Genomic DNA, 17,611 nt, shown 5'->3' with positions numbered 1-17,611 from the left:
TAAGTATCTTTTCGGTGCGATTGAACTGGGCACCTTGCAATGGTCATTAATACTCACGAGTGTGTTACCCTTCAATTGTTCATTGCGTCGGTAAGCACAGCTGAGTGACGTCTGCAGGTTTCGTTTAGTCGTCAGCTTTTACATTGATCATGTTCAGCTATGTTGATATTAAAATAAAACCAATACGGCTTGATGACAATCGACTTGTTAACTAGATAACGAATATTAACTTCATGTTCGCTACTGCATCATTTTGGCGGTAGTGATATCCCATTACTTCATTGAGTTCCATTCATGTCTTCTGGTCATTCACAACAAACTTAGCTATCGCATCAGCTTTATATGATGTTTTTGTCATCAGTTGCCAATTTATAGCGACCTTATCTCAATCAACCTTCGGGGGGATAAGACTGTGACAATTAAGAGTTGTTAAATTTAATGAGCACTACATTGGATGAAGACTATAACCTCATAGTGTGTACATATTAATAGCTAAATGAACCACGTTGGTTGATGAATTCTTATAGGTCAAAAATATGAAAAAACTGTTTAATAAAATTTTTGCTGGAGTTCATCTGTTCGCAGCTGTAATTCTTATCATCTTATCTTTGATAATTATGCTGTGGTCTATTTATGAAGTCATTTCTGGCATACAGTATACCTCTGGATTTATCCCATTAATGCTTCAATCTGTGGCGGCTATAATCATAGCTGCAGCCATTATTGATGTTGCACAGTATATGATGGAAGAAGAAGTTTTTAAGGACAAAGAGCTGCGAGATCCCAAAGAGGCAAGACGAACAATTACCAAAATTATAGTCATTATTACCATAGCAGTCAGCATTGAAGGACTGGTTTTTATATTTAAAGCCGGAACGAAAGATCTTAGTCTTTTACTCTATCCAGCGTTACTTATTATAGTATCAGCTATCTTAATTGTCGCACTCGGTATATATCAAAAATTAAGCGCTACTATAGAAAAAAGAGAAGAGGAAAGTGAATAGTAAATTTGTGAACAAATGATATTTACGTATGGTTTAGATAAGTCTTTCTTCGCCGCTATATGCGCGATTATCTTAAGGGAAAATGGCTATCTAAATAGAGAGGACATCAACACACTTTATTTCTCTGTTTAGCTATTTTTCAGGAATATCTTCAAGTAATTTTATGATAGTAAGATTATTGTTTAGATGAGCTAGGTCAAGGAGGTAGCTTTTCTCAAGCTCTAGCATCGGTTCATTTGCCAATAACTCCTTTACTAATTGCTCTTCACCATTTGCTATAGCGGTTTTTAAGGCTGCAAAAGTGGCGATACTGCGTGTATGTTGATCAGTATTGTTAGATCCCATTAGTTTCGCTCCGTAAATTGTTCGATATATATGTTATAGCGGTTGACTCACACTAACAATATAACCGTGTATGTTGCAATCAAAGTGATAGTAAATATATCCAATCAGACCCGATGAAAAAGTCAGTCGTTTAAACAGTTCTTGGCACTTTATCTATAGTGAACATCGTTTAGCTCTGATCGTTTGGATAATGTGATGTTACGTTAGCATTAAACTTCAGCGCTATTAACAGGATATAAAGCTGTTTTGTTAGGAAAGGTGGTATCGTACAGATGAGATATTTAATGTACTGACTTTAAAGGCATTTGGACAAATTTATCGGTTAAAAATGCAGACAGTAATGTTGCGGAGATAAGTTATGGGTTACGAAATAAAGGAAGAAAATCGTGATCATGCTCCGTTAGAGCGTGGTTTTCTTAAGTTTTCATTACCTGTGGAGTCATTCATCAATAGCCAGATCGTAGCTGGAATCGTATTACTTGTTTCGGCAATAGCTGCAATTCTTATGGTTAACTTGGGATGGCAAAACAGTTATGAAGCACTAAGTACACTTAAATTAACTCTTTCTCTTGGCGATTGGACAATAAGTCATTCATTACATTATTGGGTCAATGACGGGTTGATGGTGTTGTTCTTTTTCATTTTAGGGTTAGAAATTAAATATGAATGCTTGGTCGGAGCGCTTAGTGATATAAAAGATGCTGCATTAGTTATTGTTATGGCCCTGGGGGGCATGGTGCTCCCGGCACTGATATATTCAAGCATTATTTGGATTAGTGAGTCGTCGAATGCGTATCAAGGTTGGGGTATTCCTATGGCAACTGATACGGCATTTGCGATAGGTATTTTAACACTTTTAGGGGCTAAAGCACCTCGTGCTGCTTACATTATTCTTACTGGTTTAGCCATTGTAGATGACATGGGAGCCGTTGCTGTTATCGGATTATTTTATACGGAACAAATCGAAGTTCTGCCACTATTTTGGGCTGCTCTCACGCTATTAGTGTTATTTTTTATCAACATTCTGGGCATAAGAAAACCTATTTTTTATTTAATGGGTGGTTTTTTTCTTTGGTGGTTTATTCTTCAATCAGGCGTACATGCAACTACGGCAGGTCTTTTAGCTGCAATGATGGTACCGACGCGTCCTTATACCAACAAAGTTTGGTTTCGTCGTAAAATGCAAAATGTCATTCAAGACTTTCAGGACGTAGACAGTTTAGGTACTCCTATCCTTGAGAATGAACAACAACACGCACTCGCCGTAAAGGCTGAAGATATTGCCAAGCAAACTACAGCGCCGATATTACGTTGGGGTTATACGCTAGATAAACCCGTCAGCCTTATTATTTTACCTTTGTTTGCTTTTTTGAATGCAGGCGTAATGTTACCCACTATAATTCCTGATTTTAAAGATACTGTGGTCACACTAGCAATCATATTCGCATTGGTTTTAGGAAAGGGGATTGGTATTAGCCTTTTTGCTTGGTTAGGGTTAAAACTGGGTGCGGTAAGGTTACCTAAAGGTGTGGTATTTCCTCATATCATTGGTATCGGCTTTTTAGCGGGTGTAGGCTTTACTATGTCATTGTTTATATCAGTATTAGCGTTTGAAGGGCAACCCGCTTTAATCGAGCAAGCTAAACTGGGGATTCTTTTCGGTTCATTAATTGCGGGTATAATAGGGGCTGCTATATTATTTTTAGTTTCTCAAGATTAAGTTAAATTCGAGGTGTCACTGGTACCAATAGTCGTAATGCAAAACTCATCCCAATTCATTACTGGCGAGTATGTTTGGCGAAAACAGTATAAGTCTCCAATTGTCTTTGTTTCAAGGACTTCTAGATCGCTAGGCTCAAATTTGGCATCAGCATTACAACGTGTTTTTTCCATGTAAGTTGAGACTAAAATCAACAAATTATCTACACGTCATCACTGTATGTATCATTAATTACATGAAACCATTCAAATTTAGAAATGATTATAGTGTCTTTATTGATATTGAAAAATATGACTTTTTCGTAAATTTTAATTAATTTAGGATATATGAATAATTTAAAGTGATTCAAAGAGTTTATTGTTAGCAGGAAAGTGAATTACGTAATTTAGAATGGTACAACCGAGTGGATTCGAACCACCGACCCCTACCATGTCAAGGTAGTGCTCTAACCAACTGAGCTACGGTTGTATTGTGTACTTTTAATACAATCTCAATATTTAGACTCTTTGAAAAGAGTGGTACACCCGAGTGGACTCGAACCACCGACCCCTACCATGTCAAGGTAGTGCTCTAACCAGCTGAGCTACGGGTGTATTGTTTACTTTTATTACAATTCCAATGTTTAGACTCTTTGAAAAGAGTGGTACACCCGAGTGGACTTCTTTTTACTACAAGAATACCGATCTCTACTGCTTGCTTTCAAATGAGTAGGTTATGTTACTCTTTTGCCAGCTGAGCTACAGGTGTATCGTCTAAATCAAAACTAAAATCATTTTGCTTCAAAGCGGACGCCATCTTAAGGGGGATAGGCTATTGCATGCAAGCAAAAAAAACAATTTTATCGCTAAATGGTGATTTGCTGTGCAACTTGGTTCAAGGTTAAGCAATATTAATAGGTTAACCTTGAATAAACACACTTAATTAACCAATTTGTTGAAACACAACTCCTTTAGTTTGAATGTGTTTCAACCTAATAAAAAACAAAATTGCTGCGGTTGTTAACCCTGCGATTAACCCAATCCAAAAACCTTGTGCGCCCATTGCGTCAACAACCCAATTCGTATATCCCAAAATATAGCCAGTAGTCATCCCGATGCACCAATATGAAAACAAGGTGATGTAAAAGGCACTACGGGTATCCTTGTAGCCACGTAATGCGCCTGCTGCAACAACTTGAATAGAATCCGATATTTGATAAAACGCAGCGAGCATCATCAAAGTTCCTGCTAATGCTACAACCTCAGGGTTATCGTTATACAGTAAGGCAATTTGGTGTCTAAAGGTTATTGTTAAAAATGCGGTAAAAATAGCCAGTACGAATGATAAACCCAAACCCACTTTGGCGACTAAGGCCGAAATCTCAGGCTGTCCACGTCCAAGGTAATAACCAATTCGAATAGACACTGCGATACCGATTGATAGCGGCATCATAAATACGATAGAAGAGAAGTTGAGGGCGATTTGATGACTGGCGACTACATTAGCCCCTAGCGGCGCTAAAAATAACGCGATAATGGCAAATAGACTGACCTCAAAAAATAACGCCATTGCTATTGGCATTCCCAGTTTGGTCATAGACCACATACTGGCTAGATGAGGACGATAAAATTGTTTAAATAATTTAAGCTCTTTAAAGGTTTTATCAACCAACATATAAATGACCATAGCGACTAACATAGCCCAAAACACTAATGCAGTAGCAACGCCACAACCAGCGCCTCCCATTGCAGGAATGCCAAAACCACCATATATAAACACGTAATTGGCAGGAATGTTTATGGCTAAACCAATAAAACCAATCATCATGGTTGGCATTGTATAAGAGATGCCCTCACTGCAACCGCGCAATACTTGATAAAGCACAAAAGCAGGGGCTCCCCATAAAATGGCATTAATATATCCGACCGTCAGAGAATGTAATTGGGGTTCTAAATGCATTAAGTCGAGTAAATATGTAGAAGATGCGAGAAAGATCATCACTCCAATACTGCCTATTATGGCAATATAACCAGCCTGATACATGAGTGACGGAATAACTTGTTGATTATTGGCCCCATGATGCTGAGAAAATACAGGGGTAAATGACATTAATAAGCCTTGAACAAATAAAATAGCAGGTAACCAAAGGCTAGTTCCCAAAGCTACTGCGGCCATATCTATCGCGCTGACTCGACCAGCCATAACAGTGTCGATAAAGCCCATCATGGTCTGAGTCACTTGCGCAACGAGTACTGGGAGCGCTAATTTTATTAAGCGTGATATTTGAAACCCTGTATTATTCATTAAAAACCTATTACGGAACGAGAAAAATATGTTTACTGGTATAGTTCAAGCTACTTGCGAAATCGTGTCAATTCATCATGATACCGGTCTTAACACTTTTGAAATTGCGATGACTCCTGAATTAACACAAGGATTAGTAACAGGTGCTAGCGTAGCCAATAATGGTGTTTGTCTTACTGTAACCAAGATACTAAATGATAAGGTTTTTTTTGATATAATGGAAGAAACTTTAGCGGTGACAAACCTAGGTAATTCTCAGATTGGCGACAAGGTTAATATTGAGCGTTCATTAACATTTGGCACCGAAATTGGTGGCCATATTTTATCAGGTCATGTGCATACTCAAGCTACAGTAAAAGCGGTTAGTCACACTGATGAGCATTATAATATTGAACTGCAAGTCGCCCCTCAATGGATGAACTACATCTTTTATAAAGGATTTGTGGGTATTAACGGCTGTAGCTTAACGGTAGGCAAGGTAAGTGACAATGGTTTCTTACTGCACTTAATTCCTGAAACCTTAAAACTAACCAATTTAAGTCATTATAAAGTTGGCAGCAAAATCAATATTGAAATAGACAGCCAAACACAAGTAATTGTAGATACAGTGGAACGCATTTTAGCCAAAAAGCAGCTTGGATAACCAACTAAGTGTTTGGTTGATTATTAACCACTGGCTATGTAATGAGAGCCAGTGGTTAAGGATTAATAAATTTGTTCATCGTCTGAATCAATATGAAGTTCGATTGTTCGTCGATTATCATCTAGATGCATTCGGATGTGTATTGGATTACAGCATATACGACAGTCATCGTAATATTCTTGGTCACCAGAACTGGCATCTATAGTGACATCTTGGTAATGCCCGCAATGAGGGCAACTAATGGCGCGCGATAGCAGTCTCATATTTAATACTCCTCAAGCACTCGTTATAAACAAGTATAGTGAGAATTATATGTTTTGGATCAATAAATCGAAAGCAGGCGACTTTACTAACTTAAAAACTAGACTTTAAAGTGTTACTTGATTAAACGCCTTTAAATACAACAGGTAAAGCCATCAAATATATTCATCTATAATTTGTATTTCGACTTAATGGTTACCCTGCTGGGCATATTTACATTTTATATCCACGGCCTTTCTGATTTGATTTATGGTTATATCCTTTTAAAACAGCTATTTAAAATTAAATTGAAAAACTACTTATTATTTCCCCTCGTATGGTTGCGCCATAATCCGGTTATCGCATAAAATAAAAGCTTACGTTTTTGGGTAACTAAGACTCCTGTACTGTCTTGATTTCATTAACGTGTCTCTCGTTCAAATTGAACATATTTAATTACCATGTGACCCTACGTGTGGGTCACCACTGGAAAAGGAAGCTTCATGCCTATTATTACCTTGCCTGATGGCAGCAAACGTGAGTTTGCCAATCCTGTATCGACTCTTGATGTTGCATTAGACATCGGCCCTGGTTTAGCCAAGGCGTGTATCGCTGGCCGTGTTAACGGTGAGCTTAAAGATGCAACCGACTTAATCACAGCAGATTCAGAGTTAGCTATCATTACGGCTAAAGACGAAGAGGGTGTTGAAATCCTTCGCCATTCTTGTGCACATTTATTAGGTCACGCGATCAAACAAATGTGGCCAGAAACCAAAATGGCAATTGGTCCAGTTATTGATAACGGATTTTACTACGACATAGATTTAGATCATAAGCTGACCCATGAAGATATTGAAGCCTTAGAAAAGCGAATGATGGCTTTAGCGAAAACTAATTATAACGTCGTTAAAAAAGTGGTCTCTTGGCAAGAAGCTCATGATGTATTCAGTGAACGTGGCGAAGTGTATAAGGTTACTATTCTTGATGAAAACATCAGTAAAGATGCAACACCTGCACTTTATCACCACGAAGAATATATCGACATGTGTCGTGGACCGCACGTACCAAACATGCGTTTTTGCCAAAATTTTAAATTAATGAGTGTTGCTGGTGCCTATTGGCGCGGTAATTCAGATAATAAAATGCTGCAACGTATATACGGTACAGCATGGGCAGACAAAAAAGCACTTAAAACCCATTTAGTCCGCTTAGAAGAAGCAGCTAAACGTGACCATCGTAAAATTGGTAAACAATTAGATTTGTACCATATGCAAGAAGAAGCGCCAGGAATGGTGTTTTGGCATAACGATGGTTGGAGCATATTTTTAGAACTTGAAAAATTTATCCGTCAAAAACTAGGTCAATACACTTATCAAGAAGTGAAAGGCCCACTGATGATGGATCGCGTGTTATGGGAACGTTCTGGCCATTGGGATAAATACGCAGAAGCCATGTTTACCACTAACAGTGAAAACCGTGAATATGCAATTAAGCCTATGAACTGCCCAGGCCATGTACAGATTTTCAACCAAGGGTTAAAATCTTATCGTGACTTACCATTGCGTATGGCTGAGTTTGGTTGTTGTCATCGTAACGAGCCATCAGGTTCATTACATGGCTTAATGCGCGTACGTGGATTTACTCAAGACGACGCTCACGTATTCTGTACTGATGATCAAGTCCAACAAGAAGTCAGTGCATGTATCCAAATGGTATACGACACATACGCTACATTTGGTTTTGAAAATATCGTGGTAAAATTATCAACACGCCCTGAAAAGCGTATTGGTGATGACGACATGTGGGACCGAGCTGAAGACGATTTAAAGCAAGCATTAACAGATAATAATATTGAATTTGAAATATTACCTGGTGAAGGTGCTTTTTATGGCCCAAAAATCGAATTTACTTTGCATGATTGTTTAGATCGTGCATGGCAATGTGGTACAGTACAACTTGATTATGCATTACCGACTCGTTTAGGTGCTACTTATGTAGCTGAAGACAACAGTCGCCAGACTCCGGTGATGATACATCGTGCGATTTTAGGTTCATTAGAACGTTTCATCGGTATATTGATAGAAGAATACGCAGGTAAATTCCCAACATGGCTTGCTCCAATGCAAGTTGTTGTAATGAATATTACCGATAAACAAGCTGATTACGTTGAAGAAATTGTAAAATTCTTCAAAGATCAGGGTATTCGAGCATCTTTTGACTTGAGGAATGAGAAAATAGGCTTTAAAATACGCGAACACACTTTAAAACGTGTGCCTTATTTGTTGGTCGTTGGTGATCAAGAAATGGAAAATAAGGAAGTAGCGGTGCGTACACGTGACGGTATCGATTTAGGCAAGTTAAAACTAGAAGATTTCGCCGCGATGATACGTCAACAAATTTCGCTCCGTAGTCTCAAATTGTTGGAGGAATAGGTCATAAAGATCAAAAGAACAGCAGGGCGACAGCCAGCCCCTAATAGAATCAATGATGAAATCACTGGTGTACCTGAAGTCCGTTTGTCAGGTTTAGATGGTGAACCAATTGGTATATTAAGTATAAAAGAAGCTCAGAATGTTGCAGATGAAGCCGGAGTTGATCTTGTAGAGATCAGTCCCAATGCTGAGCCTCCTGTCTGTCGCATAATGGACTACGGTAAGTTCCTTTTCGATAAAGCGAAAGCTCAAAAGGAACAAAAGAAGAAGCAGAAACAGGTCCAGGTTAAGGAAATTAAATTCCGTCCTGGTACTGATGAAAACGACTATCAGGTAAAACTACGCAACCTGATTCGTTTTCTAGAAGATGGGGACAAAGCGAAAATTACGCTGCGTTTCCGTGGTCGCGAAATGGCACACCAAAACCTAGGTATGGATCTTTTGAACCGTATTAAGGCTGATTTGGAAGTATATGCGGTTGTCGAATCTTTCCCGAAAATGGAAGGTCGACAAGCAATTATGGTGCTAGCACCTAAAAAGAAATAGTAGGGCAACCTAAAGTAGCAAAAGTCTTTGAGGCTTTTGCTCGCCTTACGTTTATTAACGTCCCAATGCGGAGTTTTAGAAATGCCTAAAATGAAAACAGACAAGGGTGTAGCGAAGCGTTTTAAGAAAACCGCTAATGGTTTCAAGCGCAAGCAAGCACACTTACGTCACATTTTGACCAAGAAAAGCACTAAGCGTAAGCGTCACTTACGTGCTAAATGTTTAGTTGCTAAATCTGACGTTCCAGCAATCGCGCGTCAACTACCATACGCTTAATTTAGGAGTTTAGAAAATGCCAAGAGTTAAGCGTGGTGTAACCGCACGTGCTCGTCACAAGAAAGTTTTAAAGTTAGCGAAAGGTTATTATGGCGCTCGTAGCCGTACTTACCGTGTTGCTGTTCAGGCAGTAACTAAAGCTGGTCAATATGCTTACCGTGACCGTCGTCAGAAAAAACGTCAATTCCGTCAGTTATGGATTGCACGTATTAATGCAGCGTCTCGTCAAAATGGTCTGTCTTACAGCCGTTTCATTAACGGCTTGAAGAAGGCGTCTATTGAAATCGATCGTAAGATTTTGGCTGACATCGCTGTTTTCGACAAAGTTGTTTTTGCAACTTTAGTTGAGAAAGCAAAAGAAGCGTTAACTAAGTAATTAGTTTGTCGCGTTAAAAAGAGGAACCTTAGGGTTCCTTTTTTTATGCCTAATTAATACCAATCTGCATTAGAATTTGCTCTTTTAGCGAAAATTATCAGTGAGGGCCTTTTGAAGACATAGTCGTTCTCGACAACTGCTCCTGCGTTGTTCTACCTCCTGCATCCATGCAGTTGTACGTTAAGAAAGGCTAACAAAGAAGACCACTCTGATAAATTCGCCCTTCGGGGCTGTGTCACAACCCCCATTATTGCTTCAAATGACTTTGATGTAAGACTACACCTACAGTCATTTTCATTGTACTGGGCCTAGTGATGAAGCCTAAAATAGATCATATTCTAATAAGGATTGGTATAAGGCTTTAATTTTTGAAACACGTATTAAAACGCTAGAAAGTTGAGCAATGTTTAATTTATCATAAAATTATCTCAACTATTAAATATCTCACTACTCACCGTAGCCATACAATGGTATAACTAAGCAAAGTTTGTCTATTCACTTCATTTAGGATAGTTGTAATGATCTTTTCTCAAGTAACACTTGCTCCAGCAGATCCCATCTTAGGTTTAACAGATGCATTTAAAGCAGATACTCGCCCTCACAAAGTTAACTTAGGTGTAGGCATTTATAAAGATGAAGCAGGGCAGACGCCTATTTTATCTTCTGTAAAAAAAGCTGAAGCTATTTTGCTTGAAACAGAAAAATCTAAGAATTATCTCGGCATTGAAGGCGTACAGGCATACAACCAAGCGGTACAAAATTTATTATTTGGCCCTCAAAGCAAAATCATTACAGACAAACGTGCAGTAACTGCGCAAGCTCCAGGCGGAACAGGTGCATTACGTGTGGCTGCAGAGTTTTTAGTTCGTAATACTGGCTCAACAACAATTTGGGTTAGTAACCCGACTTGGGCGAATCACAAAAATATTTTTGAAACGGCTGGATTAACAGTAAAAGAATATCGTTACTATAAAGCCGAAACCCATGATATGGATTTTGATGCAATGTTGGCTGACTTATCAGATGCTAACGAAGGTGATGTTGTATTGCTTCATGGCTGTTGCCATAACCCAACGGGTATCGACTTATCAATTGAGCAATGGCAACAAGTGGGAAATATTTGTTTAACTAAATCGTTATTACCATTATTTGACTTTGCTTACCAAGGTTTTGGTGCGGGTATTGAAGAAGATGCACAAGGTCTTCGTGCCGTTGCCGCACAGGTTCCAGAAATGCTTATTGCCAATTCATTTTCCAAAAATTTCGGTTTGTATAATGAGCGTATTGGCGCGGTAACGATTGTTGGTGAAAATCAAGCTGATGCTGTTAAAAGCTTTAGCCAAATAAAGAAAACTATTCGAGCTAATTACTCTAATCCTCCAGCTCATGGTGGATTAATTGTCAGTACTATTTTAGCTGATGATGCATTACGTCAAGAATGGGAAGGTGAGCTGACTCAAATGCGTGAACGTATTGCTGAAATGCGCGCACTATTCGTTAAAAGCCTCAAAGCCGAAGGCGTTGAACAAGATTTTAGTTTTATTTCCCGTCAAAATGGCATGTTCAGTTTTTCAGGTTTGAATAAAAGCCAAGTGGCTCGTTTAAAAGATGAGTTCGCTATTTATATTGTTGGCTCTGGTCGTATTAGTGTTGCCGGTTTAACCAAAAATAATATGCCAGCGGTGTGTAAAGCGATAGCTCAGGTGCTCTAGTTTACCCATTGCACCGTAGATAAAAAAGGCTGCATAATGCAGCCTTTTTTATTAACATTGTTCTATATAAATTAATATAACAACACGTCAGCAAATCTACTGTAATTGATTGATAGCAAACGCCTTAAACTCTTCCCGCCGTTCACAAATATCACTACCAATATGCATCTGAGTTGCTTAACTCGACTTATCGTAAAATTATTTACATTATTCACTTAACTATCTTATAACGTTTTACATTTGTGCTGCCAAATCAATCGGCTGATAATGCAGCTGGCATACTTGGTCAATAGCTTCTGACAATGCCTTTTTATCATGCAACCCGGGATGGTGCTGACTAACTAAAGGAAATTGGTTAAATCGAACACCATTTATTTGATCATGAGCCAATTTAACATTACTGCCATGTTGTATGACATCTGCAATAACGTTTTGACCTATAATCTGATTGAACCAAGCAATTTTATCTTCAATACTGAAAGTGCTAGCAGGTGAGTATTCAGTTGTTAAATTATCAATCAATATGACATGTGCGTTAGCATCACGAATGCTTTTGGCTATTTGCGGGAGTAATAATGGCGGCAGAATACTGGTTAAAAAACTTCCGGGGCCTATTATAATTAAATCTGCTTTAGCTAACGCAATACACGCTTCTGATGTTGCTTCAACTTCAGGCTCTAATAACAATGCAATTGGCGCTTCTAACATGCCATCGACATTAAGCTCTCCAAAGACTTTACTACCACAATGCGAAAGTGCAACAAGATGGGTAGAGGCTTCAGACATTGGAATAATGTTAGTTTCAATTTTCAGTAGACCACGAATTAAATTTACCGCTTCGAGTGGCCTTACACAAAGTTGATCAAGTGCATGAAGCACTACGTTACCCAAATTGTGACCAGACAGTTCATTGTCACCGGTAAAGCGATGATCAAATAGCATTGAACCTAATGAAGGTCTATGTGCCAAATGGGAAAGGCAATTACGTAAGTCTCCCCAAGCAATTGTTTGTTGATCTTGTCTTAGTCGCCCAGTCGACCCACCATTATCTGTAGTTGCTACGACCCCAGTTAATTTAGGACCCAGAAATGATAATGCAGCAAGAATGCGGCCTAAACCATGTCCGCCACCTATGGCTACTACATGATGATAATTCTTAAGTTTGTGATTCAACATAATCTGTTCTCAAATCCTTGAGTTGTTGAATAAAAAAATATGCAGAAAATGAAAAACTGCCAAATGATAATGTCGGTTTAATTTTAACTGTATATTGTCATGAAAGTGTAATTAATTTTAGTTTTTGTAGATGATGACTTAACATACTCATATCAATAGATGGCAATCACTCAATCGCTCAAAAGTCGTTGGCTGTATCCTATCGATTTTAAGGTTATAATTACCAAAATAGATAAGTCGAAATAGCATTTTTAATAAGGCAGGTACTATTGAAGATAGGTAATATAGGTCAAGTGACATTTGCGATAGGCTTAGCCATTTTTGCTTTGTTGGCGATGAGACTATTTATTATTCCTGACACCACTACTGTATCTTTACAGTCAAGCACCGATCAATTCAATCATATTGATTTAGGTGATATGCCTATGTTTGCTGAAATAGATCACATCCCCACTAAAAAACAAACCTTCTTTGACTATTTTCGGCCGGCGATAGAAGCGCAAAATCACATTATTAACCAAGATCGTCAATTTCTAATAAGTGTTATAGAACAAATTGATAATGGATTAGAGCTAAGTAAATCTGATAATGAGAGGTTAAACTCAATTTTCGAAAAGTATCAATATGACGTTAAATTAGTGACTCGGAACACCTTAACGCCATTATTAAAACGTATCGATATAATTCCGGTCAATATGGTGTTAATACAAGCTGCCAACGAAAGCGGTTGGGGGAGTTCTCGTTTTGCTGTTGAAGGGTTTAACTTTTTTGGCCAATGGTGCTTTAGTGAAGGTTGTGGTTTAGTACCATTAAACAGAGATAACGGTAAAACACACGAGGTAGCAGTATTTGATTCACCAAAAGATTCAATTGTTGCGTATATGAACAACTTGAATACCCATCCAGCATATCGTTTATTCCGTTCTATTCGTGCCGATTTACGCGGGCAAAATGTCAAACTCACTGCTGACAAATTGGTTTATGGATTAATTAATTATTCTGAACGAAAAGACGAATACATAGATGAGCTACTCGAAATGCTTAAACACAATAAGTCATATTTACAAGGAAACAACGCTAATGCGTAATCGCACGCTACTTAACGGATTTATGTTTATATCAACAATGTTAATGATAAATAACAGTTTTGCAGAAACCGTTTCATTAGAATACAAAGGTTTTTATGACCGATTAAAGCAAGTTAACAAACAAAACTTTCCTTTAGTTGAGCTAGCATTCAGTGTGCCGATGACACCAGATTGCATGATAAAGTCAGGAAGCATTACAACCGAAAAAGAACAGTATCCGTTAACGTATACCAAGCAACAGCGAATATTTATTCCTTATGATGCACAACTAAAATCTGACCGTGCGCTCGTCAATATTCATGTAATTGGCGATGCTTCAAAATGTGCTATTGCCATGCAAGTTCGTGCTAAAGAAGCAAAGCAAAGCTACACTCAAACAGAACTGTTAGCATTGACCGCGGATATGAATCGATTACTAGATGGGTTACAAGGTTTTCCAATGAAGTACTTCCGTAACCCTATAAATGGACTGACATTTGAGTTTGATAAGATGCAGAATGATAACGAAAAGGTCAAGCTTGTTATTGATAATGTAGAATCAATGGTGAGTGAAACATATCCGCTAACACTTGAAAAAATCAACCAATTACAACAGATATCATTTTCTCAGAAACCCGATATTGTCAGCCCGCTAGTGACGAAGTAACAATCAAGTGGCAGTCAAATAATAATGAAATAAAGGCGTTGAATTCAACGCCTTTATTTTTTCTATTATCATCAGAACTATCATTAAGGCTTAAACGTTTCAACTACATCAATCCGATTGCTGATGTCTAAATTTATATGACCATTGTTATTAATATCAACAAAATCAAACGCTGGTAAATTAGCATCAGCAACATCACCATTGTTGGCTGCATCAGGATTGCGTTCTAATGACACAAAATCAAATTGTTCTCTATCTACACCTTGCGATGGCGCGGTATTTTGCATTGCAGTGAAAATGGTTTCAATTCGACCTGGGTGTTGTTTATCCCACATTTGCAACATGTCTTTAATGGCACCACGTTTTAAGTTTTCTTGTGAACCACACAAATTACAAGGAATGATAGGAAACGATTTCAGCGTCGAATATTCTTCAATATCTTTCTCGCGGCTGTAGGCTAACGGACGAATAACGATATTGGCACCATCATCAGACAATAATTTAGGCGGCATAGATTTTTGCTTGCCTGCATAAAACATGTTTAAGAATAGTGTTTCAATAAGATCATCACGATGATGACCTAATGCAATTTTTGTCGCACCAATGTGTTGAGCAAATCCATAAAGGGTGCCGCGGCGTAAACGCGAACACAATGAACAAGTCGTTTTGCCTTCAGGAATTTTTTCTTTAACGATTGAATAGGTATCTTTTTCTAAAATATGGTAAGCAACGCCTAGTTTGTCTAAGTAGGCGGGTAGAATATGTTCGGGAAATCCTGGTTGTTTTTGATCTAGATTAACCGCCACAATTTCGAAATTGATTGGGGCACGTTGCTGAAGATTTAATAAAATATCCAACATGGTATAACTGTCTTTACCGCCAGATAGGCAACACATAACACGGTCACCTTCTTCGATCATATTATAATCTGCAATAGCCGAACCGACTTCACGTCGAAGGCGTCTCTGCAGTTTATGCATACGAGTGTTATTTGTGTTAGTGATAATATCGACTTCAACTTCAGACATAAAAATGCGCCCAGTAACTAAGTGTTTCAGGGCGCGTATTATTCCAGTATTCTGGGGCAGGGTAAAGTAGTTAACCTATTCTCTTGCAACTAATCTTCTAATGGTGATTTATATCCGTCTGGTTTAATTGCTAACAAATCACAATTGATACTGTCGATAACATGTTCTGCAGTATTACCAATTAACGCTGCTGAAAAACCAGTACGGCCTACAGTGCCTAGCACAACTAATTCGGCATCTAGCTTAGTTGCCATTTCAGGAATAACATCTTCAGGTAAACCTTCTTCAACATGGCAGTTTTCTAAAGGAATATCATAAGCTTGAGCTAAATATTGAACTCTTTGCTCATGCTGCATACGCACAGTATTGTTATATACATTGGCATCAAAATCGGGTAATTCAATCGCTAAATTAACCGGCGTGCCAGGAAAACCATTTACTAAATGTACATTTCCAGAGAATTTTTTCGCTAAATCAAGGGCATAACTGATAATTTTACCATTAAGGTCCTGATGGTCTTTATCATCAGTTACCACATTAACCGCACAAATAATGTTACCCGTTACTGGCCAATCATGTTCTTTTACTAGCAACACAGGAATAGGTGATTTACGCATTAAATGCCAATCGGTCGGGGTAAAAATAACGGCTTTTAGCTTGTCGTGTTCATGGGTGCTTTTAACGATTAAATCATATTGACCTTTCATCGCATAATTAATCACACTTTCAAAAGGGCGATTATGCCAGACCACTTCAGTGTTGATATTATTAAGCTTATTTGAGCCACTTATTACATTTTCTAACCAAGCAACACGTTGATCGATAACACCTTGACGCATAGCTTCGCGTTCTTGGCTAGACAAAATTGAGGTCATTTCATAAGAAAAGTCAAAGATTGATAAAAAAGCCGTTATCTTGGCCTGACTTTTAGAGGCTAATTCAACAGCTCGCGCCAATGCAGGTTGGGTATCCGTCGTAGGATTGATTACCACAAGTATCTTTTTATAATCCTTCATAAAACCTCCGAAACTGATAAATTTTGTTATTTGTATTGTCTATTTACAGTATCAATATTTCCTAATAAATAAACGTTGAGATAGATCATGCATATTCAATTTAAGTAGCTATACGAGCGTTTCCAGCAAGGCTACTCAAAGCCGCATGATCGGTAATAGAAATATATTTACCTTTTACATCTATTAACCCAGACTTTTGAAATCTACCTAATAAACGGCTAATCGTTTCAACCGTTAACCCTAAATAATTACCAATATCACCGCGTGTCATTGTAAGACGGAATTCATGAGAGGAGAAACCACGGTTACCAAAGCGATTAGCTAAATTATTAATGAATGCAGCTAAGCGCTCTTCAGCATTTTTCTTTGATAGGAGGAGGATCATTTCTTGATCGCTCATGATTTCGTTACTCATTAAGCGCATAATTTGTTGGCGAAGCTTAGGCATAGTTCCAGATAGGTCGTCTAGCGTATCGTAAGGTATTTCACATACCATTGAGGTTTCTAATGCTTGGGCAAAACTTTGATGATATTTAGAATGTATACCATCAAAACCAATGACATCACCAGCAAGGTGGAAACCAGTGATTTGCTCATCACCCTGTTCTGTAATGGTATAGCTTTTAATCGTACCAGAGCGAATCGCATACAATGACTTGAGAGCATCACCTGATTTGAAGATAAGATCCCCTTTTTGGATGGGCTTTTTGCGTTCAATAATGTTGTCGAGCTTATCGAGCTCATCATTATTTAACGTAAAAGGGATACATAGCGCCTCCATACTGCAGTCATGACAATGAATGGCACTGCCGCTGGCCGGTGGACGTCGAGTTTTAATCAAATCTGAAGACATACCCATTCTCAATTAATGAAGATTGTTCTATGTTATACCATTCTTCATTAATAAGGTACTGCTCAGCAGTAGAGTTATATGGACTAAATGAAATGAATGGGGCGTGTAATATTGACACTTATGTGTTGATATATAAACACAAATCTAGCTAAGCTTGTTCACACTGTTGAGATAAAACCTAGTTGATATGCCTTAACGTATCAATACAATATGAGCATAGAACAAGA

17 protein-coding genes and 2 tRNA genes are annotated in these 17,611 nt (G+C 38.2%); 10 read left to right on the top strand and 9 right to left on the bottom strand.

What is annotated here, in order from left to right; genetic code table 11:
* Positions 1-536: 536 nt before the first annotated feature.
* The gene (locus tag FCN25_RS20210) at positions 537-1,004 is read left to right on the top strand and encodes a hypothetical protein (protein WP_137227139.1); all 468 of its coding nucleotides are present in this window, start codon (positions 537-539) and stop codon (positions 1,002-1,004) included.
* Between the two features lie 132 nt (positions 1,005-1,136).
* On the opposite strand, the gene FCN25_RS20205 is transcribed toward FCN25_RS20210, so the two are convergent.
* Positions 1,137-1,349: a hypothetical protein gene (locus FCN25_RS20205; RefSeq protein WP_137227138.1), complete on the bottom strand. Its 213-nt coding sequence runs from the start codon at positions 1,347-1,349 to the stop codon at positions 1,137-1,139.
* Positions 1,350-1,707: 358 nt separating this feature from the next.
* On the opposite strand from FCN25_RS20205, the gene nhaA reads away from it, so the two are divergent.
* The gene (nhaA, locus tag FCN25_RS20200) at positions 1,708-3,069 is read left to right on the top strand and encodes a Na+/H+ antiporter NhaA (RefSeq protein WP_137227137.1); all 1,362 of its coding nucleotides are present in this window, start codon (positions 1,708-1,710) and stop codon (positions 3,067-3,069) included.
* Between the two features lie 391 nt (positions 3,070-3,460).
* Here nhaA and FCN25_RS20195 read toward each other — a convergent pair.
* The 3 genes from FCN25_RS20195 to FCN25_RS20185 form a co-directional block, all read right to left on the bottom strand.
* A tRNA-Val gene (locus FCN25_RS20195) sits at positions 3,461-3,537 on the bottom strand.
* 48 nt (positions 3,538-3,585) lie between these two features.
* Positions 3,586-3,662 (bottom strand) — tRNA-Val (locus FCN25_RS20190).
* 328 nt (positions 3,663-3,990) lie between these two features.
* On the bottom strand, positions 3,991-5,352 hold the full coding sequence (locus tag FCN25_RS20185; protein WP_137227136.1) for an MATE family efflux transporter: 1,362 nt from the start codon (positions 5,350-5,352) through the stop codon (positions 3,991-3,993).
* A 28-nt stretch (positions 5,353-5,380) separates the two neighbouring features.
* Between FCN25_RS20185 and FCN25_RS20180 the strand changes: the two genes are divergently transcribed.
* Positions 5,381-5,995 (top strand): riboflavin synthase subunit alpha, encoded by a 615-nt coding sequence (locus FCN25_RS20180; protein ID WP_137227135.1) that lies wholly within the window; start codon positions 5,381-5,383, stop codon positions 5,993-5,995.
* A gap of 62 nt (positions 5,996-6,057) precedes the next feature.
* Here FCN25_RS20180 and FCN25_RS20175 read toward each other — a convergent pair whose 3' ends face one another.
* Positions 6,058-6,258 carry a CPXCG motif-containing cysteine-rich protein gene (locus tag FCN25_RS20175; protein ID WP_137227134.1) on the bottom strand — a complete coding sequence of 67 codons (201 nt, stop codon included), beginning with the start codon at positions 6,256-6,258 and terminating at the stop codon, positions 6,058-6,060.
* Between the two features lie 480 nt (positions 6,259-6,738).
* Here FCN25_RS20175 and thrS point away from each other — a divergent pair, with 480 nt between their 5' ends.
* The 5 genes from thrS (at position 6,739) to FCN25_RS20150 (ending at position 11,577) form a co-directional block, all read left to right on the top strand.
* A complete protein-coding gene (gene thrS, locus FCN25_RS20170) occupies positions 6,739-8,667 on the top strand; it encodes a threonine--tRNA ligase (RefSeq protein WP_137227133.1) in 1,929 nt (642 codons plus the stop codon).
* Positions 8,668-8,670: 3 nt separating this feature from the next.
* A complete protein-coding gene (gene infC, locus FCN25_RS20165) occupies positions 8,671-9,213 on the top strand; it encodes a translation initiation factor IF-3 (RefSeq protein ID WP_137227132.1) in 543 nt (180 codons plus the stop codon).
* Positions 9,214-9,294: 81 nt separating this feature from the next.
* Positions 9,295-9,489: a 50S ribosomal protein L35 gene (rpmI, locus tag FCN25_RS20160; protein ID WP_011496149.1), complete on the top strand. Its 195-nt coding sequence runs from the start codon at positions 9,295-9,297 to the stop codon at positions 9,487-9,489.
* Between the two features lie 16 nt (positions 9,490-9,505).
* The gene (rplT, locus tag FCN25_RS20155; protein ID WP_011637486.1) at positions 9,506-9,865 is read left to right on the top strand and encodes a 50S ribosomal protein L20; all 360 of its coding nucleotides are present in this window, start codon (positions 9,506-9,508) and stop codon (positions 9,863-9,865) included.
* A gap of 518 nt (positions 9,866-10,383) precedes the next feature.
* Positions 10,384-11,577 (top strand): amino acid aminotransferase, encoded by a 1,194-nt coding sequence (locus FCN25_RS20150; protein WP_137227131.1) that lies wholly within the window; start codon positions 10,384-10,386, stop codon positions 11,575-11,577.
* Between the two features lie 234 nt (positions 11,578-11,811).
* On the opposite strand, the gene yvcK is transcribed toward FCN25_RS20150, so the two are convergent.
* The gene (gene yvcK, locus FCN25_RS20145; protein WP_137227130.1) at positions 11,812-12,753 is read right to left on the bottom strand and encodes a uridine diphosphate-N-acetylglucosamine-binding protein YvcK; all 942 of its coding nucleotides are present in this window, start codon (positions 12,751-12,753) and stop codon (positions 11,812-11,814) included.
* A 269-nt stretch (positions 12,754-13,022) separates the two neighbouring features.
* Between yvcK and FCN25_RS20140 the strand changes: the two genes are divergently transcribed.
* Both FCN25_RS20140 and FCN25_RS20135 read left to right on the top strand, forming a co-directional pair.
* On the top strand, positions 13,023-13,841 hold the full coding sequence (locus tag FCN25_RS20140; protein WP_137227129.1) for a glucosaminidase domain-containing protein: 819 nt from the start codon (positions 13,023-13,025) through the stop codon (positions 13,839-13,841).
* The gene (locus tag FCN25_RS20135; protein ID WP_137227128.1) at positions 13,834-14,487 is read left to right on the top strand and encodes a DUF2987 domain-containing protein; all 654 of its coding nucleotides are present in this window, start codon (positions 13,834-13,836) and stop codon (positions 14,485-14,487) included. The genes FCN25_RS20140 and FCN25_RS20135 overlap by 8 nt, the downstream gene beginning before the upstream one ends.
* A gap of 83 nt (positions 14,488-14,570) precedes the next feature.
* Here FCN25_RS20135 and ttcA read toward each other — a convergent pair whose 3' ends face one another.
* The 3 genes from ttcA to etrA all read right to left on the bottom strand — a co-directional run bounded on the left by ttcA (position 14,571) and on the right by etrA (position 17,384).
* On the bottom strand, positions 14,571-15,515 hold the full coding sequence (gene ttcA / locus FCN25_RS20130) for a tRNA 2-thiocytidine(32) synthetase TtcA (protein WP_137227127.1): 945 nt from the start codon (positions 15,513-15,515) through the stop codon (positions 14,571-14,573).
* 89 nt (positions 15,516-15,604) lie between these two features.
* The gene (gene uspE / locus FCN25_RS20125; protein ID WP_137227126.1) at positions 15,605-16,531 is read right to left on the bottom strand and encodes a universal stress protein UspE; all 927 of its coding nucleotides are present in this window, start codon (positions 16,529-16,531) and stop codon (positions 15,605-15,607) included.
* Between the two features lie 100 nt (positions 16,532-16,631).
* Entirely contained in the window at positions 16,632-17,384 is a 753-nt protein-coding gene (gene etrA / locus FCN25_RS20120) for an electron transport transcriptional regulator EtrA (RefSeq protein ID WP_137227125.1), read from the bottom strand.
* Positions 17,385-17,611: the final 227 nt, after the last annotated feature.

Source organism: Shewanella sp. MEBiC00475 (assembly GCF_005234075.1).
Classification (GTDB): domain Bacteria; phylum Pseudomonadota; class Gammaproteobacteria; order Enterobacterales; family Shewanellaceae; genus Shewanella; species Shewanella polaris.
Note: the sequence above shows the minus strand (reverse complement) of the source record. Positions and strands in the feature narration are given on the sequence as shown.

Excerpts from the sequence above, each read along its gene's own strand:
- FCN25_RS20210 (WP_137227139.1), top strand. The coding sequence starts at position 537 with ATGAAAAAACTGTTTAATAAAATTTTTGCTGGAGTTCATCTGTTCGCA.
- FCN25_RS20205 (WP_137227138.1), bottom strand. The coding sequence starts at position 1,349 with ATGGGATCTAACAATACTGATCAACATACACGCAGTATCGCCACTTTT.
- nhaA (WP_137227137.1), top strand. The coding sequence starts at position 1,708 with ATGGGTTACGAAATAAAGGAAGAAAATCGTGATCATGCTCCGTTAGAG.
- FCN25_RS20185 (WP_137227136.1), bottom strand. The coding sequence starts at position 5,352 with ATGAATAATACAGGGTTTCAAATATCACGCTTAATAAAATTAGCGCTC.
- FCN25_RS20180 (WP_137227135.1), top strand. The coding sequence starts at position 5,381 with ATGTTTACTGGTATAGTTCAAGCTACTTGCGAAATCGTGTCAATTCAT.
- FCN25_RS20175 (WP_137227134.1), bottom strand. The coding sequence starts at position 6,258 with ATGAGACTGCTATCGCGCGCCATTAGTTGCCCTCATTGCGGGCATTAC.
- thrS (WP_137227133.1), top strand. The coding sequence starts at position 6,739 with ATGCCTATTATTACCTTGCCTGATGGCAGCAAACGTGAGTTTGCCAAT.
- rpmI (WP_011496149.1), top strand. The coding sequence starts at position 9,295 with ATGCCTAAAATGAAAACAGACAAGGGTGTAGCGAAGCGTTTTAAGAAA.
- rplT (WP_011637486.1), top strand. The coding sequence starts at position 9,506 with ATGCCAAGAGTTAAGCGTGGTGTAACCGCACGTGCTCGTCACAAGAAA.
- FCN25_RS20150 (WP_137227131.1), top strand. The coding sequence starts at position 10,384 with ATGATCTTTTCTCAAGTAACACTTGCTCCAGCAGATCCCATCTTAGGT.
- yvcK (WP_137227130.1), bottom strand. The coding sequence starts at position 12,753 with ATGTTGAATCACAAACTTAAGAATTATCATCATGTAGTAGCCATAGGT.
- FCN25_RS20135 (WP_137227128.1), top strand. The coding sequence starts at position 13,834 with ATGCGTAATCGCACGCTACTTAACGGATTTATGTTTATATCAACAATG.
- ttcA (WP_137227127.1), bottom strand. The coding sequence starts at position 15,515 with ATGTCTGAAGTTGAAGTCGATATTATCACTAACACAAATAACACTCGT.
- uspE (WP_137227126.1), bottom strand. The coding sequence starts at position 16,531 with ATGAAGGATTATAAAAAGATACTTGTGGTAATCAATCCTACGACGGAT.
- etrA (WP_137227125.1), bottom strand. The coding sequence starts at position 17,384 with ATGTCTTCAGATTTGATTAAAACTCGACGTCCACCGGCCAGCGGCAGT.